22 protein-coding genes are annotated in these 24,730 nt (G+C 68.5%); 10 read left to right on the top strand and 12 right to left on the bottom strand.

The features are described 5' to 3' along the window. Positions 1–166 precede the first annotated feature (166 nt). Positions 167–1,231 (top strand): phytoene/squalene synthase family protein, encoded by a 1,065-nt coding sequence (locus WS66_RS07010; RefSeq protein ID WP_059599305.1) that lies wholly within the window; start codon positions 167–169, stop codon positions 1,229–1,231. A gap of 489 nt (positions 1,232–1,720) precedes the next feature. Continuing rightward, a complete protein-coding gene (locus WS66_RS07000) occupies positions 1,721–2,941 on the top strand; it encodes a porin (RefSeq protein ID WP_059599306.1) in 1,221 nt (406 codons plus the stop codon). Positions 2,942–3,060: 119 nt separating this feature from the next. On the opposite strand, the gene WS66_RS06995 is transcribed toward WS66_RS07000, so the two are convergent. The 8 genes from WS66_RS06995 to pdxR all read right to left on the bottom strand — a co-directional run bounded on the left by WS66_RS06995 (position 3,061) and on the right by pdxR (position 11,076). Next, a complete protein-coding gene (locus WS66_RS06995; protein WP_059599307.1) occupies positions 3,061–4,551 on the bottom strand; it encodes an efflux transporter outer membrane subunit in 1,491 nt (496 codons plus the stop codon). Between the two features lie 10 nt (positions 4,552–4,561). After that, positions 4,562–5,716 (bottom strand): ABC transporter permease, encoded by a 1,155-nt coding sequence (locus WS66_RS06990; RefSeq protein WP_059599308.1) that lies wholly within the window; start codon positions 5,714–5,716, stop codon positions 4,562–4,564. Next, a complete protein-coding gene (locus WS66_RS06985; RefSeq protein WP_059599309.1) occupies positions 5,713–6,672 on the bottom strand; it encodes an ABC transporter ATP-binding protein in 960 nt (319 codons plus the stop codon). Before WS66_RS06985 ends, WS66_RS06990 begins: the two co-directional genes overlap by 4 nt. Beyond that, positions 6,669–7,634 (bottom strand): HlyD family secretion protein, encoded by a 966-nt coding sequence (locus tag WS66_RS06980; RefSeq protein ID WP_108064630.1) that lies wholly within the window; start codon positions 7,632–7,634, stop codon positions 6,669–6,671. Before WS66_RS06980 ends, WS66_RS06985 begins: the two co-directional genes overlap by 4 nt. Then, entirely contained in the window at positions 7,631–8,332 is a 702-nt protein-coding gene (locus tag WS66_RS06975) for a TetR/AcrR family transcriptional regulator (RefSeq protein ID WP_059599310.1), read from the bottom strand. Before WS66_RS06975 ends, WS66_RS06980 begins: the two co-directional genes overlap by 4 nt. A 294-nt stretch (positions 8,333–8,626) precedes the next feature. After that, on the bottom strand, positions 8,627–9,049 hold the full coding sequence (locus WS66_RS06970; RefSeq protein WP_059599311.1) for a cupin domain-containing protein: 423 nt from the start codon (positions 9,047–9,049) through the stop codon (positions 8,627–8,629). Positions 9,050–9,062: 13 nt separating this feature from the next. Then, the gene (locus WS66_RS06965; protein ID WP_059599312.1) at positions 9,063–9,500 is read right to left on the bottom strand and encodes a carboxymuconolactone decarboxylase family protein; all 438 of its coding nucleotides are present in this window, start codon (positions 9,498–9,500) and stop codon (positions 9,063–9,065) included. Between the two features lie 94 nt (positions 9,501–9,594). Beyond that, entirely contained in the window at positions 9,595–11,076 is a 1,482-nt protein-coding gene (pdxR, locus tag WS66_RS06960) for a MocR-like pyridoxine biosynthesis transcription factor PdxR (protein WP_059599313.1), read from the bottom strand. Positions 11,077–11,236: 160 nt separating this feature from the next. Between pdxR and WS66_RS06955 the strand changes: the two genes are divergently transcribed. Together WS66_RS06955 and WS66_RS06950 are read left to right on the top strand one after the other, a co-directional pair. Beyond that, complete coding sequence (locus tag WS66_RS06955) at positions 11,237–12,154, top strand: LysR family transcriptional regulator (RefSeq protein ID WP_059599314.1); 918 nt, start codon at positions 11,237–11,239, stop codon at positions 12,152–12,154. 146 nt (positions 12,155–12,300) lie between these two features. After that, positions 12,301–13,050, top strand: a complete 750-nt coding sequence (locus tag WS66_RS06950) for an SDR family oxidoreductase (RefSeq protein WP_059599315.1) — start codon at positions 12,301–12,303, stop codon at positions 13,048–13,050. Between the two features lie 71 nt (positions 13,051–13,121). Here WS66_RS06950 and WS66_RS06945 read toward each other — a convergent pair whose 3' ends face one another. Further along, positions 13,122–14,777: a glycoside hydrolase family 32 protein gene (locus WS66_RS06945; RefSeq protein ID WP_059599316.1), complete on the bottom strand. Its 1,656-nt coding sequence runs from the start codon at positions 14,775–14,777 to the stop codon at positions 13,122–13,124. A gap of 167 nt (positions 14,778–14,944) precedes the next feature. Next, positions 14,945–16,531: a glycoside hydrolase family 68 protein gene (locus tag WS66_RS06940; protein ID WP_059599317.1), complete on the bottom strand. Its 1,587-nt coding sequence runs from the start codon at positions 16,529–16,531 to the stop codon at positions 14,945–14,947. 168 nt (positions 16,532–16,699) lie between these two features. Here WS66_RS06940 and WS66_RS06935 point away from each other — a divergent pair, with 168 nt between their 5' ends. From WS66_RS06935 to WS66_RS06915, 5 genes are all read left to right on the top strand, one after another. Continuing rightward, positions 16,700–17,734 carry a substrate-binding domain-containing protein gene (locus WS66_RS06935; RefSeq protein WP_059599318.1) on the top strand — a complete coding sequence of 345 codons (1,035 nt, stop codon included), beginning with the start codon at positions 16,700–16,702 and terminating at the stop codon, positions 17,732–17,734. Between the two features lie 411 nt (positions 17,735–18,145). Next, positions 18,146–18,832, top strand: coding sequence for a type 1 glutamine amidotransferase domain-containing protein (locus WS66_RS06930; RefSeq protein WP_059599335.1), 687 nt, complete (start codon positions 18,146–18,148; stop codon positions 18,830–18,832). A 143-nt stretch (positions 18,833–18,975) separates the two neighbouring features. Continuing rightward, a complete protein-coding gene (locus WS66_RS06925; RefSeq protein WP_059599319.1) occupies positions 18,976–20,085 on the top strand; it encodes an NADH:flavin oxidoreductase/NADH oxidase in 1,110 nt (369 codons plus the stop codon). 161 nt (positions 20,086–20,246) lie between these two features. Beyond that, a complete protein-coding gene (locus WS66_RS06920) occupies positions 20,247–21,317 on the top strand; it encodes an AI-2E family transporter (protein WP_059599320.1) in 1,071 nt (356 codons plus the stop codon). Positions 21,318–21,538: 221 nt separating this feature from the next. Beyond that, positions 21,539–21,913 (top strand): hypothetical protein, encoded by a 375-nt coding sequence (locus tag WS66_RS06915; protein ID WP_059599321.1) that lies wholly within the window; start codon positions 21,539–21,541, stop codon positions 21,911–21,913. A 39-nt stretch (positions 21,914–21,952) separates the two neighbouring features. Here the strand turns inward: WS66_RS06915 and WS66_RS06910 are convergent, their stop codons facing one another. Next, entirely contained in the window at positions 21,953–22,747 is a 795-nt protein-coding gene (locus WS66_RS06910) for an SDR family NAD(P)-dependent oxidoreductase (RefSeq protein WP_059599322.1), read from the bottom strand. A 160-nt stretch (positions 22,748–22,907) separates the two neighbouring features. Between WS66_RS06910 and WS66_RS06905 the strand changes: the two genes are divergently transcribed. After that, positions 22,908–23,756, top strand: coding sequence for an AraC family transcriptional regulator (locus WS66_RS06905; protein WP_059599323.1), 849 nt, complete (start codon positions 22,908–22,910; stop codon positions 23,754–23,756). 296 nt (positions 23,757–24,052) lie between these two features. Here the strand turns inward: WS66_RS06905 and WS66_RS06895 are convergent, their stop codons facing one another. Continuing rightward, positions 24,053–24,658, bottom strand: a complete 606-nt coding sequence (locus WS66_RS06895; RefSeq protein ID WP_059599463.1) for a LysE family translocator — start codon at positions 24,656–24,658, stop codon at positions 24,053–24,055. Positions 24,659–24,730 lie beyond the last annotated feature (72 nt).

Raw genomic sequence — 24,730 nt, 5'->3', positions numbered from 1 at the left:
GTCGCCGGGAGCCGGCGCGCCGGATGCACTAAACTTGCGGGACTTTTGCATCGCCGGGCCGGGCCGACGCCTACTCGCGCGCGACGATGCGGCGACTCGCGGGCCGGCGCGGGCGCCCGGCGACAGCGTGCGTCCGGGGCCCGCGCCGGCCGATTTTTACCGACCCATGACGACTCATACCGATCCCGCCTATCTGCTCGGCGACCTGCTGAAGAACGTTTCCCGCTCCTTCTACCTGACGCTGCGCGTGCTGCCCGACGGCATGCGCGACCCGGTCGGCCTGGCCTATCTGCTCGCGCGCGCGGCCGACACGATCGCCGACACGGCGCTCGTCGCGCCCGATCGCCGTGCGGCGCTGCTGACCGACCTGCGCGACGAGGTCGAGCGGCTCGGCGACGGCGCAGCGCTGTCGCGTGCGCTTGAGGAGGTGACGCGGATGCAGACGGATTCGCACGAGCACGTGCTGCTCGGCTCGATGCAGCCGATGCTCGCGCTGCTGCGCGCGCAGCCGGAGGCGGATCGCGCATCGATCCGCAAGGTCGTCGCGACGCTGACGTCGGGGATGGAGTTCGACCTGCGCACGTTCCCCGACGAACAGTCGGGGGAGGTCGCGTCGCTGCCGGATCGCGACATGCTCGATCGCTACACCTATCTGGTCGCCGGCTGCGTCGGCGAATTCTGGACCGACATGACCGGTGCGCACACGCGCGCCGCGCGCGGTTGGGACCTGGCGGACATGCGCGAGAAGGGCATTCGATTCGGCAAGGCGCTGCAGATGACCAACATCCTGCGCGACTGCGCGAAGGACCTGCGGATTGGCCGCTGCTATCTGCCGGACGACGTGCTGTCCGCGCACCGCGTGGGCGTCGCCGACCTGATGTCGCCCGACGCGTCGGCGCGCGCGCGCGGCGTGCTGGTCGACCTGCTGCGCGTGGCGCTCGATCAGTATCGCGACGCGTGCCGGTACACGCTGGCGATTCCGCGCCGCTTCGTGCGTCTGCGGCTCGCGTGCCTGTGGCCCATCATGATCGGCCTCGAAACGCTCGAACTGCTGGCCGGCCATGACGCGTGGCTCGATCCGGCGAGGCCGGCGAAGGTGCCGCGCAAGCGGATCTACCGGATCATGGCGTCGTCGCTCGCGCTCGTCGGCTCGAACGCGGCGATCCGTGCGCGCATGAACGCGCTCGTCGACGCAGTGAACACGCGGATCGGGCAGGCGTCCGCGCGCTGAGTTGCGCTGCACGATGCCGGCGCGACAGGCGCGGGCATCGCCCTCGGCCCGCGTTCGCCGGGCCACTCCCGTCTGATTCTCCCCACACGGACTGAAACGTTTACACGATTTCGCTTCCCGAAACGTGGGTGTCATGAATGTCAGCGATCCTGCGCGGCGGCGTGAATCGCGGCACCAGCCGAGGTCGCGCTTTTGTAAGAAGGTTGTTGCCGAAGGCGTCTGACGACATTGGACGGTCGCGATGCACCAGTAAAAATGTAAAGCTAGGGTTTTCACCGGGAAATGCCGGAGAGGCCCACCGCGTAAGCGTTTTCAGGTGTTATGTAACCGTTTGGTGAACCCCCTGCGTTGCGTCGATCATACGATGACCGACTGCACATGTTGGGAAACGATTGGTAATCCGTCAGAATCGCACCGGCATGTACTCGCACATGTGTCAGTCATAAAACCACACCAGAAAAGAAATCATTCTTTGAGGACGGAGAATCAATGAAAAAGCGCGTCGCTTTCGCCATGACGGCAGTGGGTCTCGCAGCCGCTACCGCCGCCCACGCCCAGAGCAGCGTTACCCTGTACGGTATCGTCGATAACGCTATCGCTTGGCAGAACAACTCGTCGGCTACCAGCGCGGTTTCGGGTGGTCACTCGAAGGTGCAGATGGCCACCGGCATTTGGGCAGGCAGCCGCTTCGGCCTGAAGGGCAGCGAAGATCTCGGCGGCGGCACGAAGGCGATTTTCCAGTTGGAAGCCGGCTTCAACGCGAACAACGGCTCGTCGCAATGGACGAACGGCATCTTCACGCGTCAGGCGTGGGTGGGTCTGACCAACGCGACGTACGGTACGCTGACGGCCGGCCGCCAGTACACCGCGTATTACACGCTGCTGTCGCCGTATAGCCCGACGACCTGGCTGACCGGTTACTACGGCGCGCACCCGGGCGATATCGACTCGCTCGACACCAGCTATCGCACGAACAACTCGCTCGTCTATATGTCGCCGAAGTTCTACGGCTTCACGGTCGGCGGTTCGTACTCGCTCGGCGGCGTGGCGGGCAGCTTCAACCGCGGCTCGACCTGGAGCGCGGCGGTCCAGTACCAGAACGGCCCGGCAGGCATCGCGGTCGGCTATCAGCGCGTCAACAATGCGACGCTCGGCGGCGGCGTGTGGGGTGCGAACTCGACCTCGCAAAACGGTCTGGATTCGAGCGGCAACGGCGCGGAGCAGGCCGTATCGTCGATCAACGGTGGCTACAAGACGGCACAGTCGCAGCAACGCGTCGCCGTGACGGCCGGCTACCAGTTCACGCCGGCGTGGGACATCTCGGTGTCGTACTCGAACGTCCAGTACATCCCGGGCACGCAGTCGGCATTCCGCAACACGGCGATCTTCAACACGGCAGGCGCCGTGCTGCACTGGAAGGCAGCGCCGCAGTGGGACTTCGCGGCAGGCTACTCGTACACGCGTGCGACCGAATCGAACGGCGTCTCGAGCTCGGCCAAGTACCATCAGGTCACGCTGTCGCAGTACTACAGCCTGTCGAAGCGCACGGGTTTGTACGCGGTTGAAGCGTACCAGCACGCCAGCGGCAACACGATCAGCGGCCTGACCGGCGGCATCGTCAATGCAACGACGTCGATCGGCGACGGCGTGGGCGCGGGTTCGAAGCAGAACCAGATCGCTGCCGGCGTCGGCATGATCCACCGCTTCTGATGTCGCGCGGCGCGCAAGCGCCGCTCACGGCATGCGGTATGAAAAAACCGGCCTTCGGGCCGGTTTTTTTTCGCGGGTGCGTGCCGCGCGCATCGCGCGGGCACACGTCGTCCCGATCGTCACCGGGTCGAATCGTCCGACCAGTTCCCCGCCAGCGACTGAAACAGCGCCGCCGTATCGGCAAGCCGGTCGGCCTGCGCGCGCGTGCGATCGAGCGCGGTCTGCAGTGCCTGCCGCTGCGCATCGAGCAGCGCGAACGTGCTGATCCCGCCTGCCGCGTAACGGTCGCCGGCAATCGCGTTGCCGGCCGCCGCTTCCCGTGCGGCCGTGTCTCGTGCCTCCAGCTCCGCCGCATCGTGTTCGACCGCGCGCATTGCGTCGGCGACCTGCTGGAGCGCCAGCAGCACGGTTTCCCGATAGCTTGCGAACGCGGCATCGTATGCGGCTTCGGCCGCGCGCTTCCTCGCGCGCAGTTCGCCGCCATGAAAGAGCGGCTGCGTCAGGCCGAGACCGACATTCCAGACATTGAGCCCGCTCACGATATCCGCGATGCGCGTGCGTTCCGAACCGATTCCCGCCGAAATCGAAAAACGCGGATACAGGTTCGCGGTCGCCACGCCGACGTTCGCGCTTGCCTGGTGCAGCACGGCCTCAGCCGCGCGGATGTCGGGCCGTTCGCGCGCGAGCGTCGACGGCAGCGCGACCGGCAGCGTGTGCGGCAGCGCGAGCGCATCGAGCGTGAGGTCGGGCAGTGCGGCGTCGGATGGCGGCGCGCCCAGCAGGATCGCGAGCCGGTGGCCGGCCTGCGCGAAGCGGGCCGCGAGCGGCGGTAGCGAGGCCTGCGTCTGCGCGAGCAGCGTGCGCTGCGCATGCACGTCGGCCTGCGATACGCCACCCGCCGCGAAGCGCGCTGCGACGATGCGCAACTGCCGCGCCTGCGCGTCGACGAGCTCACGCGTGAGCGCGATCTGCTGCGCGAGCGACGCCCGCAGGATCGCGGTCGCGACGACGTTGCCCGCGAGCGTCAGGCGCGCGGCGTCGAGCGTGTATGACTGATAGTCGACCTGGGCGCGCAGCGCTTCGAGCGCGCGCCGGTTGCCGCCGAACACGTCGAGGACGTACGACACGCTCACCGACGCGTCGTACAGCGTGAACGGCCCCGGATTCGGCACGTTGGCGGGCAGCCCGAACGCAGCGATGTCGACTTTCTGGCGCGTGGCGGACACGTTCGCGTCGACGCGCGGCAGCATCGTCGCGCCGGCTTCCGCCGCATGGTTCTGTCGTGCTTCGTCGAGCCGCGCGCGGGCCTCGGCGAGTGTCGGGCTGTTTTGCCACGCGGTATCGACGAGCCGGTTCAGCGGTTCCGAGCGGAACTCGGTCCACCAGTGTCGCGGCGTGTGCGCAGCTGATGCGAACGTCTGCGCGCCGCCGGTCGGGCCACCGGCGGCTACCGTCGTGACGGGCGGTTCATCGCGCGTGTACCGCTGCGTGGCCGGCGCATCGGGTATGCGGAAATCCGGCCCGGCCGCGCAACCGGCGACGAGCAGTGCAGCAGCGGCCAACGTCAAGCAGCGGGCGGTGTGGGCGGCGCGACGCGAAGCCGGTTTCATCGCGCGGCCCCTAGTCGAGCGTGCGCCGGTAGAAGCGCAGCGCGATGCCCATCACCACGAGCGTGAAGAGCGCGACGGGCCACACGGACGGCCACAGGTCGGCCCAGCCGTTGCCTTTGAGCAGGATGCCGCGCACAAGGCGGTTGAAGTAGGTGAGCGGCAGCAGGTTGCCGATGAACTGTGCCCACTTCGGCATCCCGGCGAACGGGAACATGAAGCCCGACAGCAGGATGTTCGGCAGGAAGTAGAACACCGCGAGCTGCATCGCCTGCAGCTGGTTCTGCGCGAGCGACGACAGCGTGATGCCGACCGTGAGGTTCGCCGCGATGAACAGCAGCGCGGACAGGTAGATCGCGAACAGGCCGCCGACGAACGGCACGTCGAAAACGTAGCGCGCGGCCGCGAGGATGATCGACACCTGGATCAGCCCGATGAACACGTACGGGACGATCTTGCCGGTCATCACCTCCAGCGGCCGCACCGGTGTCGCCAGCAGATTCTCCATCGTGCCGCGCTCGCGTTCGCGCGTGATCGCGAGGCCCGTCATCATCACCATCGTCATCGTCAGGATCACGCCCATCAGGCCCGGCACGACGTTGTACTGCGTGATGCCTTCGGGGTTGTACAGCCGGTGCAGCACGACGTCGAACGCGGCCGGGCGGCCGTTCAGGTGCGCAAGCGGCCCCGTCAGGTCCTTGTCCGCGACGGGCCGCACGAGGCCCGGCAGCGCGCCGATCGCCGACGCGGTCGCGACGGGATCGGTCGCGTCCGCCTCGACGAGCAGTGTCGGGCGCTCGCCGCGCAGCAGCCGCTTCGAGAAATCGGCCGGCACGCTCAGCACGAACTGCACGTCGCCGCGGGCGAGCGCATGCCGGCCGGCCGTCTCGTCGGGCAGCGTCGCGACGATGTCGAAGTACGCGGAATTGCGCATCGCGGCGATGAAGCTGCGTGCGAACGGGCTCGAGTCGGCGACGATCACCGCGGTCGGCAGGTGCTTCGGGTCGGTGTTGATCGCGAAGCCGAACAGCGCGAGCTGAATGATCGGCACGCCGACGATCATCGCGAACGTCACGCGGTCGCGGCGCAGCTGCAGGAATTCCTTCAGCACGATGCTCCACCAGCGCGCGACCGAGAACGATTCGCGCAGGCCCGCCCACGCGTTCATGGCGATGCTCCGCCGGGCGGCGCGGATGCGCGGCCCATCATGTAGATGAAGACGTCTTCGAGCCCGGTGTCGATCGGCGCGACCTGCAGCGGTACGCGCCCGTCGGCCTGCGCCGCGACCTGCGCGAGCGTCGCGTCGAGCAGCGCGCGATCGCGGCCGCTCACGTGCAGCGCGGAACCGAACACGACGGTTTGATCGACGCCCGGCATTGCGCGCAACCGCGCGGACAGTTCGGTCAGGTGCCCGCCGGTGATCGTACGCGTCGACAGGTGCTGCGATGCGACGATCTCCGCCGACGTGCCCTGCGCGAGCAGTTCGCCGGCCGCGATGTACGCGAGCTTGTGGCAGCGTTCGGCTTCGTCCATGTAGTGCGTGCTGACGAGTACCGAGATGCCTTGTGCGGCCAGCCGGTGCAGTTCTTCCCAGAAGTCGCGGCGCGCGGCCGGATCGACGCCGGCGGTCGGCTCGTCGAGCAGCAGCAATTCCGGCTCGTGCAGCATGCACGCGGCTAGCGCGAGGCGCTGCTTCCAGCCGCCGGACAGCGCGCCCGTGAGCTGGTCCGCACGGCTCGCGAGGCCGAGCCCGTCGAGCGCGCGGGCGACCGCGGCCCGGCGGTTGGGCATCCCGTATACGCGTGCGACGAAATCGAGGTTCTCGCGGATCGACAGGTCTTCCCAGTACGAGAAGCGCTGCGTCATGTAGCCGACACGCCGCTTGATCTGCGCGCTGTCGCGCACGATGTCGTAGCCGAGGCAGGTGCCGCTGCCCGAGTCGGGCGTGAGCAGGCCGCACATCATGCGGATCGACGTCGTCTTGCCGCTGCCGTTCGGCCCGAGAAAGCCGAAAATCTCGCCGCGCGCGACGCGCAGCGAGACGTCCTTCACGACGTGCTTGTCGCCGAAGCGCTTGTTCAGGCGATCGACGTCGATCGCGTACGGAGCGGCCGGCGCGTTCAACGCATCCTCACGGCGACGGGCTGGCCCGGGTGCAGCTTCGGCGCGTCGGCGACGGCGGGGCGCGCTTCGATCATGAACACGAGCTTGGTCCGGCTCTCGTTGCTGTAGATCACGGGCGGCGTGTATTCGGCCTCGCGCGACACGTAGGTGACGCGCGCGGGCACGTCGGCCGCGCAGCCGTCGCAGCGGATCGCGGCGGTGCGCCCCGGCGCGATCGATGCGATGACGGCTTCCGGCACGAAGAAGCGCACCTTCAGGTTCTGCGGTGGCAGCATCTGCACGACCGGATTGCCGGCCTGCACCCATTCGCCGACGCGATACAGCGTGTCGTACACGCGCCCGGCGGCGGGCGCGGCGACGCGTTTCTGGTCGAGCTTCCATTGCGCTTCGGCAACCGCCGCCTGCGCGGCATCGACTTGCGCGGCCTGGGCGGCCACCTGCTGCGCGCGTCCCGGCAGGCGCGCGACGTCGACCTGGTTCTGCAACTCGCGGACCTGCGCGGCGGTGGTCTGCGCGGACGTGCGCGAATCGTCGAGCTGCTGCTTCGACAGGCCGCCGGCCGCGTACTGGCGTTCGTCGCGCGCGCGTTGCGCGGCGGCCCGCGCGGCCTGTGCGATGGCCTGCGCGAGCTGGGCACGCGTGACCGCGACTTCCGGCGGCCGCTTGCCGGTCTGCAGGTCGGCAAGTTGCGCGCGTGCGGCCGCGAGCTGATGCTGCGCCTGCAGCAATGCGGCCGTTTCGTTGACGGCTTCGAGCGAGAACACCGGCATGCCGGCCGCGATGGCCTGGCCGCGTTCGACCGACAACTGCGTCAGTGTGCCCGCTTGCGACGACGACAGGTACACGAATTCGCCTTCGACATAGCCCTGGTAGGTCGCGACGTCGTTCGCCGGCCGTCCGCAACCGGCGAGCAGCGCGACGGCGGCGGCCAGTGCGAGCGGCAGCGGGCGGGACACGTTCACGACGGCCTCCGCGGCGAATGCGCGCTGGCATCCCGTGTGGCGGCGGGCGGTGGCTGCAGGCCGGAACCGAGCAGCGCGCGGACGTGGCGATGCAGCACGTCGCGATCGATCGGCGGCAGGCCGCGCGCGCTTTGCCACAGCTTCGCGGTGGCGAGCGGCAGCATCACGAGCGCGATGATCGAATGGAACAGGAATGCGGGTTCGAGCGCGGGGTTCAGCGTGCCGGCCTGCTGCGCGGCGCGGATGCGCTCGGCAAAGCGCCCGACGTGCTCGAGCGGAATGCGCCGCAGCATCCGCTCGCGCAGCAGCCCGCCTTCATGGACGATCTCGCGCAGCCAGATCGACGGCAGCCACGGCATGCGATGCGTGACGTCGAAGAAGCGGTCGACGAGTTCGGCGACGAGCGCGAACGGATCGTTTTCGATCTGCGGCTCGGTCGGCCGCCACACGAACGCGATGACCTGCGCGAGCCGCTCCTCGACGATCGCATCGAGCAACTGCTCGCGATTCGTGAAGTAGTAATGGACCATCGCCGACGTGACGCCTGCGGCCGCGGCGATCTGCGCGACCGTCGTCGCCGCGATGCCACGCTCGGCGAACAGCTGCATCGCGACGTCGAGCATGTGGTCGCGCAGGTCGAAGTCGTCCGCCGACGGGCGGCGCCCGCGCGGCCTGGCGACGGTGGATTTCGCGTTCATGCAGACGACGCTAATTGATGAGTTAGTTAATTTCAAGGAAGGGTTTTTGCCCGCATTGATCGAGATCAGGCGTGCGCCGAATGGCGGTGCGGACGAGCGGGGACGCGGCGCGGCGGCACGCCGTGTGCCGGCGGCGGAGTGTAGGGAGCGGCTACTGGGGAAGCGAGGGGAACCGGTGGAGGAATGGGGGGAGCGGCCGCGCCAAAGGCTGGCGAGGAAGCCGCGCGTCGCGGGCGGGGAAGCCGGCAGCACGGCAGGGGTGCGCCCGACACGGCACGCACCCCGGAAACGTCGTTACTGATCAATCGGCGACTTCAACGGCTGGTGCTCGCCCGTCAGCCCGAACACGACGAGTTGCGCGGGCTCGGTCGCGCTCGCATTGCGCGACACCTGATGGCGCGAACCGGGCGGCTCATACCAGCCTTCGCCGGCGCGATAGCGGCGCACCGGGCCGCCGTTCACCTGCGATAGCACTTCGCCTTTCGACACGACCGCGAACACCGAGCCGAGGTGCCTGTGTGCTTCGGACGCCTGACCAGGCGCATAGTCGACGGTGGCGACGACGGCGAGCTTGCCGGGCGCTTCGGGCACGGCCTGCTGCATGATCGCGTGCACGTTGTCGCCGGCGTCGTGCGCACGGGCGGCGGCCGGCAGCGCGGCGACGAGCGCGAGCGACGTGCACAGCATCGCGCGGCGGAGCGTGGAGCTGGAGCGCATGATCGTCGTCTCCTTACTCGGGCATCTTGCGAAACGCGATCGCGAAGCGGTTCCACGTGTTGATCGTCGCAATCAGCATCGACAGCTCGAACAGCTCGGTGTCGCTGAAGTGCGGCTTCACGGCTTCCCAGACGGCATCCGGCACATGGTTGTCGGCGACCAGCGTCAGCGCTTCGGTCCACTCCAGCGCCGCGCGTTCGCGCTCGGTGAAGAACGGCGTTTCGCGCCACACGACGACCGTCGCGAGGCGGCGATCGGTCTCGCCTCCTTTGCGCGCATCGGTGGTGTGCATGTCGACGCAGAACGCACAGCCGTTGATCTGCGACGCGCGCAGCCGGACCAGTTCGGCGAGCGGCTTCTCGATCGAGCTTTTCGCGATGAATTCCTCGGCGTTGCGCATCACCTTGATTGCGTTCGGGCTGGCGGTATAGAAGTTCAGGCGCGGTTGCATGGCAGGTCCTTTTTCGGTTGATGCGCACGGTGGCGCGACAGGACCCACTTTAAGCGTGCCACTGGCCTGCTTGAATGGCCAATTCCGGGAAAATTCAGGTAACCAGTGCGGCGCCGCCGACGCTGCCCGAGTCCAGCAGCGCGGCCAGTTTCGCGAGCGCGGTGTCGATGCGCAGCGCGTCGATCCCGCCATAGCCGAACAGCAGCCCGGCGCGCGCCGCCGAGCCGACGTGGAACGCTGCGATTCCGTACAGGCCGATGTCGTGCTCGCGGGCGGCACGGACCAGCGCGGCTTCATCGAGCCCCGGTTTCAAGTGCGCGGCGAGGTGGATGCCGGCGGTCGGCACGATCGGGTCGAACCACGGCGCGAGGCTGCCGCGCAAATGCGCGAGCAGCATCTTGCGGCGCGCGTCGTAGTGCTTCTGCACGCGCCGCAGATGCCGCGCGAAATCGCCTTCGTGCATGAAGCGCGCGAGCGCCGCCTGCGTGAGTGTGCAGGTATGCCAGTCGACGATCTGCTTCGCCTTGGCGAGCGCGCCGCGCAGCGCGCGCGGCGGAATCGCGTAGCCGATGCGCAGTTCGGGAAAGATCGTCTTCGAGAACGTGCCGACGTACGCGACGAGGCCCGTGCGGTCGAGGCTCTTGAGCGACTCCACCGGCCGGCCTTCGAAGCGGAATTCGCCGTCGTAGTCGTCCTCGATGATCACCGCGCGGCGGCGCAGCGCCCATTCGAGCAGCGCGACGCGCCGGTCCAGCGTCATCGGCATCCCGAGCGGGAACTGGTGCGACGGCGTCACGTAGACGAGGCGTGCGTCGTCGGGCAGCCGCTCGACGATCAGGCCGTGCGCATCGACCGGCACGCCGATCACCGTCGCGCCGAGCGACGCGAACGCCGCGCGCGCCGGCGGATAGCCGGGATTCTCAACCGCGACGACGTCGCCCGGCCGCACGACCACGCGCGCGATCAGGTCGAGCGCCTGTTGCGCGCCTTGCGTGACGAGCACGTCGTCCCAGCCGCACGCGACCGCGCGGCTGAACGCGACGTAACGCGCGATCGCGCCGCGCAACTGTGGATCGCCGGCCGGGTCGTGGTACTGGCCGGGGCCGCGCGCCTGCTGGCGCAACGCGTGATGCAGGCAGCGGCGCCACGCGTCGAACGGGAACAGCGTCTTGTCGGTCACGCCGCCGCGGAAGTCGAACGCGGGCGTGTCCTGCGGCGCGGGCATCGCGAGCGCGTCGGGCAGGTCGTTCCACAGCGCGCGTGCGTCGACGGCATGGACGGGCGGTGTGGCCTCGACGAGCGACGGCGTCGAGGCCGCCGCATGCGGAACCCGCGCGAGGCCGTCGGCGACGAACGTGCCGTCGCCCGCGCGCGTGTTCAGGAAGCCCTCGGCGACGAGACGCTCGAACGCGTCGAGCGTCGTCTTGCGCGACACGCCGAGCTGCTTCGCGAGATCGCGCGTCGACGGCAGCCGGGCGCCGCCTTCGAGCCGCCCGTCGACGATCGCGGTGCGCAGTTGCCGAAAGATTTGCCCGGTCAGGTCGTGACGGCCTTCGATGCGGATCGCGATGTCCATCGCAGTGGTTACTCCGAATAAGGCGATTTGATGCCGATGAGCATACCGGAAGTTCGTGGCCGGCCCGGCATCCGCCGAACACAGGGGCGCGGCGCCATTCGATTGGACCGCCGCCCGCCGGTGCCTTACGATCCATCACAATCCACGACCGGAGTGCCCCATGCTGTCCGAAGACGAACTCGCGCTGCTCGATGCGATCCGCGCCACCGGCAGCCTGTCGCGGGCGGCCGCGCGGCTCGGCAAGGCGCCGTCGACGGTGTCGCACGCCGCGCGACAGCTCGAAACGCGTTTCGACGCGCTGCTGTTCGACCGGCGCGGCTACCGGCTGCAGCTCACGCCGGCCGGCCAGCTGCTGACCGACGAGGCGTCGCGCCTCGCGCTGGACGTCGCGCGGCTCACGCAGCGCGTGCGGCAGGTCGCGAGCGGCTGGGAGGACCGGCTGTGGATCGTCAGCGACGAGGTGCTGGAGTTCGATACGCTGCTGCCGGTCGTCCGCGCGTTCGATGCGCTCGATTCGGGCGTGTCGCTGCGCTTCACGTACGAAGTGCTCGGCGGCACCTGGGAAGCGCTGCGCGACGGTCGCGCGGATCTGGTCGTCGGCGCGACCAACGAGCCGCCGGCGATTCCGGGTTTCAAATGGTTCGAACTCGGCGCGATGGAATGGGTGTTCGCCGTATCGCCGCGCCATCCGCTGGCCGCGGCAAGCGAGCGACTGACCCGCGACGCGATCTGCGCGTATCGCGCGGTCGTCGTCGCCGATTCGTCGCGGCGGGCCGTCGGCCGCGCATACGGGCTGCTCGGCGGGCAGGCGGTGCTCGCGGTGCCGTCGATGCGCGCGAAGATCCTCGCGCAGCGCGACGGGCTCGGCGTCGGCTGGGTGCCGCGCCGGCGGGTTGCGTCGCTGCTCGCGCGCGGCGAACTCGTCGAGAAGGAAACGGCCGATCCGCGCGAACCGAACGTGCTGTACGTCGCGTGGCGCGGCGACCGCGAGGGCCGGGCGCTGCAATGGTGGCTGGAGCAACTGCGCGAGCCGCGGCTCGCGCAGCGTCTGCTCGACGGGATCGACGTGGTCGGCTGAGTGCGTCAGCCGCGCAACGCACGGAAAAGTCCCGACAAACACGTTCGATGATTTCGAACATGTCTGCCGCGCCGGTCGTACGGCAAGGCCGCGCGCCGCGCGCATCCTGTGTTCACGGTCAACTCACCGGTTCAAAGGAGAACATCATGCAACGCTTCGAAGGAAAAACGGTACTCGTCACGGGCGGCAACAGCGGCATCGGCCTGGCGGCCGCACGGGCATTCGCGGCCGAAGGCGCGCGGGTCATCATCACCGGTCGCGACGAGCAGACGCTCGCCGCCGCGCGCGAGTCGCTCGGCGACGGCGCGCTCGCGATCCGCAACGAGGCCGGCAGCGTCGCGTCGGCCCGCGCCCTGGCGGACGCGATCTCGGCCGCAGGCGCGCGGCTCGACGCCGTGTTCATCAACGCGGGCGTCGCGAAACTCGCGCCGTTCGCCGACAGCGACGAGGCCATGTGGGACCTCGTGTTCAACACCAACGTGAAGGGCGCGTATTTCCAGATCCAGTCGCTGGTGCCGCTGCTGAACCGCGGCGCGTCGATCGTGATCAACGGCTCGATCAACGCGCACATCGGGATGCCCGGCTCGTCGGTGTACGCGGCGAGCAAGGCGGCCGTCAATTCGTTCGCGAAGACGTTGTCGACGGAGCTGCTGCCGCACGGCGTGCGGGTGAACGTGGTGAGCCCCGGCCCGGTCCAGACGCCGCTGTACGGCAAGCTCGGGCTCGACGCGGCGACGCTCGACGAGACGGCCGAGAAGATCAAGGGGCTCGTCCCGATCGGCCGGTTCGGCACGCCGGACGAAATCGCGTCGACGGTGCTGCACCTGAGCGCGCCGGAGTCCGCGTTCATCGTCGGCGCGGAAATCATCGCGTCGGGCGGGATGGGTTTGCTCTGAGCGCGTCACCGGCGGGGTTGCGCGACCCGACGCGATGTCGGGCGGTGCAGCCCCGCCGTTCGATCGCATCGCTAGCGCGATGCACAGGCGTCGCGGACTTCGTCGGCCCGATCGCGTCCGTGGAGCTGCGTCACCGTCACCCCCGAGAACGCCGCGCTGCCGTGTTCGGCGAAGACGGCCACGCGGTCCGCATCGGGCGGCGGAAAGATCAGGTCCGTCAGCGCGACGCGGCCGCCGTTCGCGAATACCTCGACCGACCCGCGATCGACGACGATTTCGAGCCGCAGTTGCCCGTGCTCGAGCGGCAGATCGACGATGTGCTCGCGGCTGAACGTGCCGGCGAAATCCGTCGTGCCGGAGCGCGAGCGGTCGAGCGTCAGCGTGCGCTTTGCCGTGTCGTACACGATCCGGGTGCCGATCGAGCCATCCGCCGATCCCCGGACGATCAGACCCGCGCGGGCCGCGCGCTGCGGCGCGATCGTCACCGTGATGCGCTGGACGATGCCGCGCGTGGCGTCCGACAGCGCGCGGGTGGCGGACTCGACGTTCAGGTTGCCTTCATGCACGGCGGGCCGCCCGTCGGCCCACGCATCGAACGCGGCGGCCGGCGTCACGACGAGCGTCGGTTCGCCGCCGATCGTCTTCAGCGCGAACTCGCGCGGCAACGTCGCCGCGCCGCGCCAGGGCGCCGTCGGCGCTTTCGCCGCGTAATCCCAGTTGCTCATCCATGCGATCGCGACAGGCCGCGCGCCCGGCGCGCCGGAGAACGTGCCGGCGGCGTAAAAGTCGGCGCCGTGATCGACCCAGCGGAATCGCGCGGGATCGGAACCAGCCGGCGCGACGTGGTCAGGCGTGAACGTGCGACCGTCGAAGTCGCCGACGAAATACATCGCGCCGGAGCCGCCGGCGATCGACCACGGGTTGACGTTGACGATCATCACCCACTTGATGTGTCGCGGATCGTCGTCGACGGGCAGCGGCACGAGATCGGGCATTTCCCACAGCACGCCCGCATGCGGCACGTCCGGCAGCGTGAAGTCGCTCAGGAACGACCAGTGGATCAGGTCGTCGGACCGATAGAGCTTCACGACCTGCGCGTCCGCGACGACGGTCGTCATCAGCCAGTAGCGTCCCGGCGCGTACCACGACACTTTCGGGTCGCGGAACTGCTTCGACTCGGGATCGAGCGTGAGCACGGGGTTGTGCGCGTAGGGCCGCCACGTCGCGCCGTGATCGAGGCTGTACGCGAGCGATTGTGCCTGCGTGCCCGGTGCGTGACCGGAGCCTTCTTTATAGACGCTCGTGTAAAGCGCAACCAGCGGCGTGTCGCCCGGCGCGCCGAGGCCGGACGTGTTGCGCGTGTCGGCGACGATCGAGCCGGAGAAAATTTCCTCCGTCGCGTTCGCGCGCATCGCGACCGGCTGCTCGCGCCAATGGACGAGGTCGGTGCTGGTTGCATGGCCCCACGACATGTTGCCCCAGTCATGGCCGAGCGGGTTGTACTGATAGAACAGGTGATAGCGGCCGTTCTCGTAGACGAGGCCGTTCGGATCGTTCATCCAGTTGCGTTGCGGCGTGTAGTGCACGGCCGGCCGCCATTGCGGCGTGCCGGGTTCGGGCGGTGCGTCGCAGGGCGCGGCGCTGGCGTGCGTGCAGGCCGCGCTTGCCGTACACGCGAGCAGCAGCCGGGCAATCCGGAGGGAAAAGCGAAAAAACGTCGATCTCATGCGGGGTTCCGTGCTTCGGCGCGCGAAGCGGGAAAGGAGGGTGCATGCCGCTTGCAACGGCAGCATGCGCGATTCTGCGAAGGAGGGAGGCGGCACACACGCGACACGCGCGATGTGCGCCGCCTCGACGCTGGCGGGCGGTGCCCGCCGCGTCCGTAGCGGACCCGTTACGGACGGGTGCCGGGGCCGCCGTTGTGGTCGGCGCCCGTCGCCGGCAGGTTTGCCGGGATGTCGCCGTAGCCGCCGAGGCCGCTACGTCCGTACGCGCGGTCGACCGCCGTCGACGTGCCGCTGATGTTCACCTTCACCGTCGGCGCGAGCGTGCCGCCGCGACGCGGGCCGATCGCATCGATGAACGACTCGACGAGCCCGCCCGGCATCACGTAGTGCGAATACGACTGGAATTCGCGCGGATTCTGGTTCGGGTCCTGCGAATACGGCGCGCCGGCCGGTGCGGAGAAGTCGGTCGGGTTGCCGAGCACGAGGCCGCTGCCGCCGTTCAACGGCAGGAAGTCGCTGCGGATGCCGTTGCCGACGAAGCCGTAGACACCATCCGGCCCGTCGACGCCCGCGGCCATCGTCGTGCGGTGGCTGATCGTGAACAGGTAGTACTTGCCATCCTTCAGATAGATCTGCGGGCGCTCGGTCTGGTCGTCGACGCAGTTCGCCGACAGGATCGGCGGCAGGAACTTCCATTCGGTCAGTTGCGGATTCGTCGCGACCGCCAGGCCGACGTTGGCCTTTTGATACACTGCGCCCGAGTTCATGACGGCGTTGAGGTCTTCCCGCTGCGGATCGTTCGGCGCGTAGCCGAGGTCGGCCTCGGTGCAGGTCCGGGCGCCGCGCTGGCCGCCGGTGTTGCCTTCGAACACCATGTAGGTCTTGCCCGGATGCGCGGGGTCGGTGAACACGAACGGATCGCGGAACGAGAAATAGGTGTTCTGCTGGCCGGTCTGGTAGTAGTTGCCGTCCGGTTGCAGCAGCGCCTTGTGATCGTCGAAGCCGCTGAACCACACGTGCTTGTCATCGGCATGGATGTGGCCGTCGGCGCGCGTGATGATCGCCTGCGGCGGCGTGATGTCGGCGCCGCCGGGCGCCGAGCGGTTGAACGAGGTCGCGGTGTAGTAGAGGCTGACGTTGTCGCCATGCGTGAGGCGCGCGGAACCCGACCATTCGGCGTTGTTGGTCATCGGCGACGTGCCGAACACCTTGGCGCTCGCGCCGTCCGGGAACAGATGGCCGCCCCAGGTCCAGCCGCCGTTCGCGGGACGCTGCGACGCGGGAATGCCGGCACGGCGATAGAAGAAGCCGATGCGCGCATGGACGTGGCGGTCATCGAACGTGTAACCGGCGTGCGGATCGGCCGTGAGCGAGAAGATCACCTCCCAGCCCTTGTAGCTGAGCTGGTTCGCGCGCAGGTCGGCCAGCGGCCAGGTATCCCAGACCCATACGTTCGAGTTGATCAGCGGGAAATCCTGCGGGATGTCCGGCATCGTCAGCGACTGCGGCAGCGAGTTCTTGTCGGCGCCGGCCGTGTGCGACTGCGCGACGATCTGGCGGATGTCCGCGCGGGTCCAGCGCATCGTGAAGTTGCCTTCGGGATCGTAGGCCTGCTGCGTATGCGGCGTGGGGGCGGGGGCGCCGGTGCTCTGCGCGTGCGCGACGGACGACGCGGACGCGAAGGCGGCCAGTGCTGCGCCAGCGAACAGCAAACGTTTGGCCGCGGTCGCGCGGCAAAAAGGAAAGTAAGTCATGACGGCGTTGTTTCCGTTTGCGGTGAAAAGGAACTGCTGAGGTGGTATCGGCATCCAAACCGGTTTGGATGCTATTTCAAACCGGTTTGGACGTCAAAAGATAAATATTTGACGGTAATAACTACCATTCGGAAATAATTGCCGCCGCGAGCGGGTTGAACGAATGGCATGCACAACGCGAGGAGCGACGTGAAGGTGAATCTGAAGGCGCTGTCGGATGCGCTCGGACTGTCGCGCACGACGGTCAGTCGGGCGCTGAACGGCTACGACGATGTGAGCGAGGCGACCCGCGAGCGCGTGATGAAGGCTGCGCGCGAACTCGGTTATGTCGCGGATCCGACCGCACGGCGGCTGGCGACGGGGCGTGCCGATACGATCGGCATCGTGTATCCGTTCGGAGCCGGCGATCTGGGGGACCCGCGCTTCGGTGAAGTCGTCTCGGGCATTACCGAGCGGCTCGGCGAGCGCAATCTCGACTTCATCATCGCGGCCGCGCGGCCGAACGCCGAACTCGACACGTATCGCCGGCTCGTCGACGGCAGGCTCGTGGACGGGCTGATCGTCGCGCGCACGCTGGTTGACGATCCGCGCCTCGCGTACCTGCGCTCGAATGCGTTTCCGTATGTCGCGTACGGCCGTACGCAAACCGCGGAGCCTTACGCATGGTTCGATTTCGACAACGAAGCGGGCGCGCGCGATGCGGTGCGGCGTCTGATCGGCTTCGGCCATCGCCGCATTGCGATGATCAGTGCGCCGCTGTCGCTGAATTTCGCGATGCAGCGCCGCGCCGGCTACCTCGCGGCGCTGCGCGAAGCCGGGATCGAACCCGATCCGGCGCTGCTCGTCGAGGGTCCGTTTACGCGCGACGGCGGGCAGCAGGGCGCACAGGCGCTACTCGCGCAGGCGGAACGACCGACTGCGCTGCTCGTCGACAACAACATCTCGGGCGGCGGCGCGTTCCGGGCGCTGGTCGACAGCGGCTTGCGGCTGGGGCGGGACATGTCGCTCATCGTCTATGACGGGGTGCCCACGGAGGTCGCGTATCCGCGTCGGGTGACGGCGGTGGTGCAGCCGACCGGACATGCGACGGGGCGTGCGCTGGCGGACCTGATGCTGGGCTTGCTCGCCGACGGCGTTCGCGAGCATCGGCTCGAAATGCCGATGATCGAGGCAGGCGATACGGACGGGCCGTTGCACGGCTAGCCACGACGGCGGCGCGCGGCGGCGGGGCGATCGGCAACGAGCGTTGCGGGACGCGCTCCGGCGCAAAAGCCATGACGGCGGCAGGGCTGAATGCCAGATCTCTAGACGACCGGTCTAATTGATGGCTATCATCCGGCCTCATGAATGCGACGTCGTGCCTGCCAACGGACGCGAAAATGCCACATCGCGCTGCGATGCTTGTCGTGCAGGCGTGGTCGTCGATTTTTTTCGAGCCAGTTATAGACGACTGGTCTAATAGAGTCTGGCAATATTTTTTGTGCGGAGCTGGCACGTTGACGTGTGCCAGCGGCCTAACCGGCAAGCGTGCCGTCGTTGCCGGCACGTGGCGTGCGCCGCGTTGGCCGCCGCCGTGACGCGGCCCCGTTCCCCCATTTCGAAGGAGTGTCGATCATGAAGATTCTGGTTGTCCTGACCTCGCACGACACGCTCGGCGACACCGGCAAGAAGACCGGCTTCTGGCTCGAGGAGCTGGCCGCGCCGTACTACGCGTTCAAGGATGCGGGCGTCGAGCTGACGCTCGCGTCGCCGAAGGGCGGCCAGCCGCCGCTCGACCCGAAAAGCAGCGATCCGGCCGCGCAGACCGACGCCACGCGCCGCTTCGACGCCGATCCGGCGGCCAAGGCCGCGCTCGCGGCCACGCGCAAGCTGGCCGACGTGTCGATCGACGATTACGACGCGGTGTTCTATCCGGGCGGCCACGGCCCGCTGTGGGATCTCGCCGAGGACCTGCACTCGATCGGCCTGATCGAGCGCGCGCTGGCGGCGGGCAAGCCGGTTGCGGCCGTGTGCCACGCGCCGGGTGTGTTGCGCCACGTGAAGGATCCGAAGACCGGCGAGTCCGTCGTGCGCGGCAAGCGTGCGACGGGCTTCACCAACAGCGAGGAAGCGGCCGTCGAGCTGACGGAAGTGGTGCCGTTCCTCGTCGAGGACATGCTGAAGACCAACGGCGCGCAGTTCGAGCGCAGCGCCGACTGGGCGCCGCATGTCGTCACCGACGGGCTGCTGATCACGGGGCAGAACCCCGCGTCGTCGGAGCCCGCTGCCGAGGCGCTGCTCGCGAAGCTTGGCCGTCAGTAAGCCGGCGCGGTGCCGGCATGACCGGCACCTGGCCGTGCCGTCGTCGGGCGCATCCGGCCCGGCGACGACCCGAACCGTTCCGTCGTGCGCACCGCACGACGGCTCATCCAGTCGTTTCGCAGAACCAAGCAAAGGAGTGGTGGATGTCTGCCTTGTTCGAACCGTTCAAACTCAAGGATGTCACGCTGCGCAACCGCATTGCGGTGCCGCCGATGTGCCAGTACGTCGCCGAAGACGGCGTCGTCAACGACTGGCATCACGTGCATCTGGGGGGCATCGCGCGCGGCGGCGCGGGCCTCGTGATCGCGGAGGCGACGGCCGTGTCGCCGGAAGGCCGTATCACGCCGGGCTGCGCCGGCCTGTGGACCGATGCGCAGGCCGAGGCGTTCGCGCCGTCGGTCGCGGCGATCAAGGCGGCCGGCGCGGTGCCGGGCATCCAGATCGCGCATGCGGGCCGCAAGGCGAGCGCGAACCGTCCATGGGAAGGCGACGACCACATCGCCGACGGCGATCCGCGCGGCTGGCAGACCATCGCACCGTCGGCCGTACCGTTCGGCGCGCATTTGCCGAAGATGCCGCGCGCGATGACGCACGACGACATCGCACGCGTGCAGGCCGACTTCGTCGCGTCGGCCAAGCGTGCCCGCGACCTCGGCTTCGAATGGCTCGAACTGCACTTCGCGCACGGCTATCTCGGCCAGAGCTTCTTCTCCGTGCATTCGAACCAGCGCGACGACGAGTACGGCGGCTCGGCCGAAAACCGCGGCCGTTTCCTCGTCGACACGCTGAAGGCCGTCCGCAAGGTCTGGCCGGAGCACCTGCCGCTGACCGCGCGTCTCGGCGTGATCGAATACGACGGCCGCGATGAAGAGACGCTCGCCGAATCCATCGCGCTCACGCAGCGGATGAAGCAGGAAGGCCTCGACATGCTGAGCGTGTCGGTCGGCTTTTCGGTGCCCGACGCGCGTATTCCATGGGGCCCGGCGTTCCTCGCGCCGATCGCGGAACGCGTGCGCCGCGAGGCCGGCATGCCGGTGTCGTCCGCATGGGGGATCGACACGCCTCAACTGGCCGAGCGCGTCGTCGCCGAACAGCAGCTCGACCTCGTGATGGTCGGCCGCGCGCATCTGGCCGATCCGCACTGGCCGTACTACGCGGCCAAACAGCTCGGCGTCGAGCGTCCGTCGTGGACGCTGCCTGCGCCGTACGCGCACTGGCTCGAACGCTATCGCGTCGCCGACAAGGTGGCCTGAGCGCACGTCGCACCGCACGGCGCGCGCGACGTGCGCGGCACGCATTTGACAATGCTTGGCATCGCGTCCGCGTGCCGTGGCGGTATCGATGGATAGAATGGCGGTTCGCACCGGCCTTTGGCCCATGCGAACCGCCATTTTTTCATTTCGACAGAGGTGCCATGCGCGCACATGTCTCGCCTTCCCCCGATTCCGCCGCGCGGCCGCGTGCCCAGCAGATCGCCCGCGCCGTGCTGTATGCGGCGTTGTTGGTGCTCGCGCTGTGGGTGATCCGCGATTTTCTTCCCGCTATCGCGTGGGCATGCGTGATCGCGATCGCGCTGTGGCCGTTGCTGGAACGCTTCGAATCGGGCAGCTGGTTTCGCGACCGGCCGACCCTGATCGCGACCGCGATCACCGCGGGCGTGTCGCTGCTGGTCGTGCTGCCGATCGCCATTGCGCTCGGTCAGGCGATCTCGCAGGCGCACGACCTGCGCATCTGGCTGCATTCGATCCAGGACAACGGCATTCCACTGCCGGACGTCGTCGGCCGGTTGCCGTACGGCGCCGCACAGATCACTGAGTGGTGGCAGGCCAATCTCGGTCATCCGCTGCACGCGGGCACCGCGATGCATGGCGCGAGCGGCGAGCGGTTCATCGCGTTCGGCCGGCAGTTCGGCACGAAGCTCGCGCATGCGCTGTTCGAGTTCGGCTTCATGCTGGTCACGCTGTTCGTGATCATCAGGGCCGGCCACAAGTTGTCGGGCGCGTTGCTGCAGGGCGCGCGGCGTGCGTTCGGCCGCGGCGGGGCGGACCTGATCGAACGGATGGTCGCGGCCGTGTACGGCACGGTGACGGGGCTGGTCGTCGTCGGGCTGGGCGAGGGCGCCATTCTCGGCGTCGCGTATGCGCTCGCGGGCGTTCCGCACGCGGCGCTGCTCGGCCTCGTCACGGCCGTCGCCGCGATGCTGCCGTTCTGCGCGCCGATCGTGTTCTGCGGCGCGGCGCTCTGGCTGTTCGTGCAGGGCGCGACCGCGTGGGCCGTCGTGGTGCTGGCGCTCGGCTTCGTGGTCGTGTTCGTCGCCGAGCATTTCGTGCGGCCGGTGCTGATCGGCAGCTCGACCCGCCTGCCGTTCCTGCTCGTGCTGTTCGGCATCCTCGGCGGCGCCGAGTCGTTCGGCCTGATCGGACTGTTCGTCGGCCCGGCGCTGATGACGGTGCTGACGATGCTGTGGGCCGAGTGGGTCGCCTGACGACGAGCCTCGTTGCGCAGTTCCGGGCCATCGGCGCAACGGCATTGACGCCCGTGCGGGCCCGCGCGGCGCCCCATGTTTCGCGACGATCGGGCGTGCGCCGGGCCGCGCCGAGCGCGACGTCGGACACAAGTCTCTACATTTCTTTTCGATCCGGACCCAAAGGTCTAGTAGCATGGGGCTTTCGATCACGCCGGCACGGCGCAGCAGATTTTCCAAGCATGCGATTGATTCCGATGTCCCGTCGCGCAGCGACATTGTCGCTGGCCGCCAGTTGCCTGATGCTGCACGGTTGCGCGTGGTTCGACTCGTGGCTGCCGTTCTCGTATTCGCGCACGCCGCTGGCGCGGGCCGCGTCGCGGCACGGCGCGACGCGCGCCGACGTCGTCCGCGCGGGCGGCAACCCGCGCAGCGTATGGATGGTCCGTAACGGCAGCGGCGTCTGTTACAACTACTTCATCGAGCACGGCAACGATCACCGGGCGTACTTCGTCGTGTTCGACAAGGCCGGCGCCGTCACGCAACACGGCTTCGATACCTGCATGGACGCCGACCGCAAGGGCACGCTTCAGTCGGACAAGGCGGCTTCGCGGTAGCGCAGCCGCCATGCGCCGTGCGAGCGTGTCACGCAGTCGTCACGCTATCGTGTCGACCACGCCGCCGTCTACGCGCAACGCCGCGCCCGTCGTGGCCGAGGCCTGCGGCGAGCAGACATACACGACCATATTCGCGACTTCCTCCGTCGTAGCCGGGCGCTGGATGATCGAGCTCGCGCGCTCGCTGCGAACGAAATCCACCGCGACGTCGTCGATGCTGCGGCCCGTTGCGTCGGCCGTTTCCTTCAGGAGCGCGCGCACGCCTTCCGACATCGTCGGCCCTGGCAGCACGGAATTGACGGTCACGTTGGTTCCGGCCGCGAGTTTCGCGAGGCCGCGCGCGATCGCGAGCTGCGCGGTTTTCGTGAACCCGTAGTGAATCATGTCGACCGGGATGTTCAGGCCGGATTCCGACGAAATGAACACGACGCGGCCCGTGTTGCGCGCGAGCATCCCCTTCAGATAGTGCCGCGCGAGACGCACGCCGGACATCACGTTCATCTGGAAGTAATGTGCCCATTCGTCGTCGTCGATGTCGAAGAACGCCTTCAGCCCGTAGATGCCCGCGTTGTTGACGAGGATGTCGGCCTCCGGCGTGTGCTGCGTGACGCGCGCGACGCCGGATGCGTCGGCCAGGTCGGCGGCGACGCCGTCGATGTCCGCGCCGGGTACCGCGCTGCGCAGCTGTGCGAGCGCGGCATCGACCGACTTTTCGCTGCGTCCGTTGACGACGACACGTGCGCCGGCCTGCGCGAGCCCTTTGGCGATCGCCAGCCCGATGCCGGCGGTGGAAGCGGTGACGACCGCGGTCTTGCCTGTCAGATCGATGTGCATGAATGTACCGGTTGGAAGAGGGAACGGGAAACGCCGCAGGGGCCGCGGCGGCGGAATTCATAGCTTAGGCGATCCGGCCGCGAAGTGTCGTGTCGCGGTTGCATCGCGCAGCGCAGTCTTGTACGGTGTGCGTTCGCCGTCCGATCCGGGAGCCCGTCGCGTGAGCCGTTCCGCCAACCCCCTCGCTGTGCCGTCGCCGTTCTGGCGCGACGCCGCGCTGCCGTTCATCGAGGCGCGCACCGTCGACGACGGCCGGACGTTCTGCTACGCGAAGCACACGCACGACACGTTTTCGCTCGGCGCGATCGTCGGCGGCACGAGCACCTACCTGAACGGTGCGACGAAGGAACGCGTCGGGCGCGGCGTGCTCGTGATCATCGATCCGGAGCAGGTGCATGCGTGCAATCCGTATGGCCCCGACGCATGGGCGTACCGGATGGTCTATGTCGACGTGCCGTGGCTCGCACGGCTGCAGCATGCGCTCGGGCGTGACCCGAACAGCGATTTTCACGGCTTTTCGCCAAAGTGGACGGAACGACGCGACCTGTTCGCGCAGTTCGGCGGCTTTTACCGCACGCTCGTGGCACCCGGCATCGATCCGCTTGGCAAGGAAAGCGCGGCGGTCGAATTCTTCACGCGGCTGCACGGCGCGCTCGATCGCGAGTTGCCCGTCGATACGCGGCGCGGGGCCGACAACGCGAAGCTCGCCCGCGCGGCCGACTACATCGCTGCGCATTGCCGTCAGGCCGTCACGCTCGATGCGATCTGCGCGGCCGCCGACCTGTCGCCGTCCTACCTGATCCGCGCGTTCAACGCCCGCTACGGGATGACGCCGCATGCGTTCCTGGTCGACCGTCGCGTGCAGTACGGCCGCGCGGAACTGCGCCGCGGCCGGCCAATCGCCGAGGTCGCGCTCGATGCGGGCTTTGCGGACCAGGCGCATTTCCAGCGCGCATTCCGGCGCATCGCGGCCGCCACGCCGGGGCAGTATCGAAGCGCCGCGAGTTGACCGGCGAACCGTGGGGCGGTGCCGGCGTCGCAGACCGCAGACCGCAGACCGCAGACCGCAGACCGCAGACCGCAGACCGCAGACCGCAGACCGCAGACCGCAGACCGCAGACCGCAGACCGCACACCGCACACCGCACACCGCACACCGCACACCGCACACCGCACACCGCACACCGCACACCGCACACCGCACACCGCACACCGCACACCGCACACCGCACACCGCACACCGGCGACGGCCCGTGTCATCGGTCGCCGGCGGCACGCGCGCCGCGACCACACATCGAAAACGGCACTAAACATCGAGCAGATAAAGCGCGCTGCCCGCGAGCAGCAGCGCCATCGCGCGGTTGAACAGCCGCATCCGCCGCGCATTCGCGAGCCAGTGCCGCAGCGACGCACCCGCATACCCCCAGCAGGCGATCGACGCGAAGCAGATCACCAGATACAGCGCCGCGAATTGCCACACCTGCGCGCGATCGCCATCGGCCGCATACGCGCCCATCGCGGCCACGCACGCAAGCCACGCCTTCGGATTCAGCCATTGCATCGCCGCGCCGGCCGCCGCCGACGGGCCGGCGACGTTTGGCGCGTCCGGATCGGCCGGATCGGCCGACAGCCGGCCGTCGTCGAGCGCCAGCCGCAGCGCGAGGTAAAGCAGGAACGCGATCCCGGACCATTGGGTGGCCGTGGTCAGCATCGGCCAGCGCGCGAGCGCCGCGTGCAGCCCGAGGCCGATCAGCAGGAACAGCGCGACGAAGCCGAGCGTCGCGCCGGCCGCATAGCGCAGGCTCGCGCCGAGACCGTGGCGTGCGCCCGCGCCGAGCGCGACGAGGTTGACGGGACCGGGCGTGATCGACGACGCCAGCGCGAACGCGGCCATCGAAACCAGCATGCTCATCATGTGTCTCCATGCGAATGTGAAAGTCGCATCGAGACTAAAGAAGCCGCGCATGTCCGTATTGAAGAAAAC

It is taken from the genome of Burkholderia sp. LA-2-3-30-S1-D2, assembly GCF_001523915.2.
Taxonomy (GTDB): Bacteria; Pseudomonadota; Gammaproteobacteria; order Burkholderiales; family Burkholderiaceae; genus Burkholderia; species Burkholderia diffusa.
The sequence above is the reverse complement of the archived record's forward strand: the minus strand, read 5'-3'. Positions and strand labels throughout refer to the sequence as shown.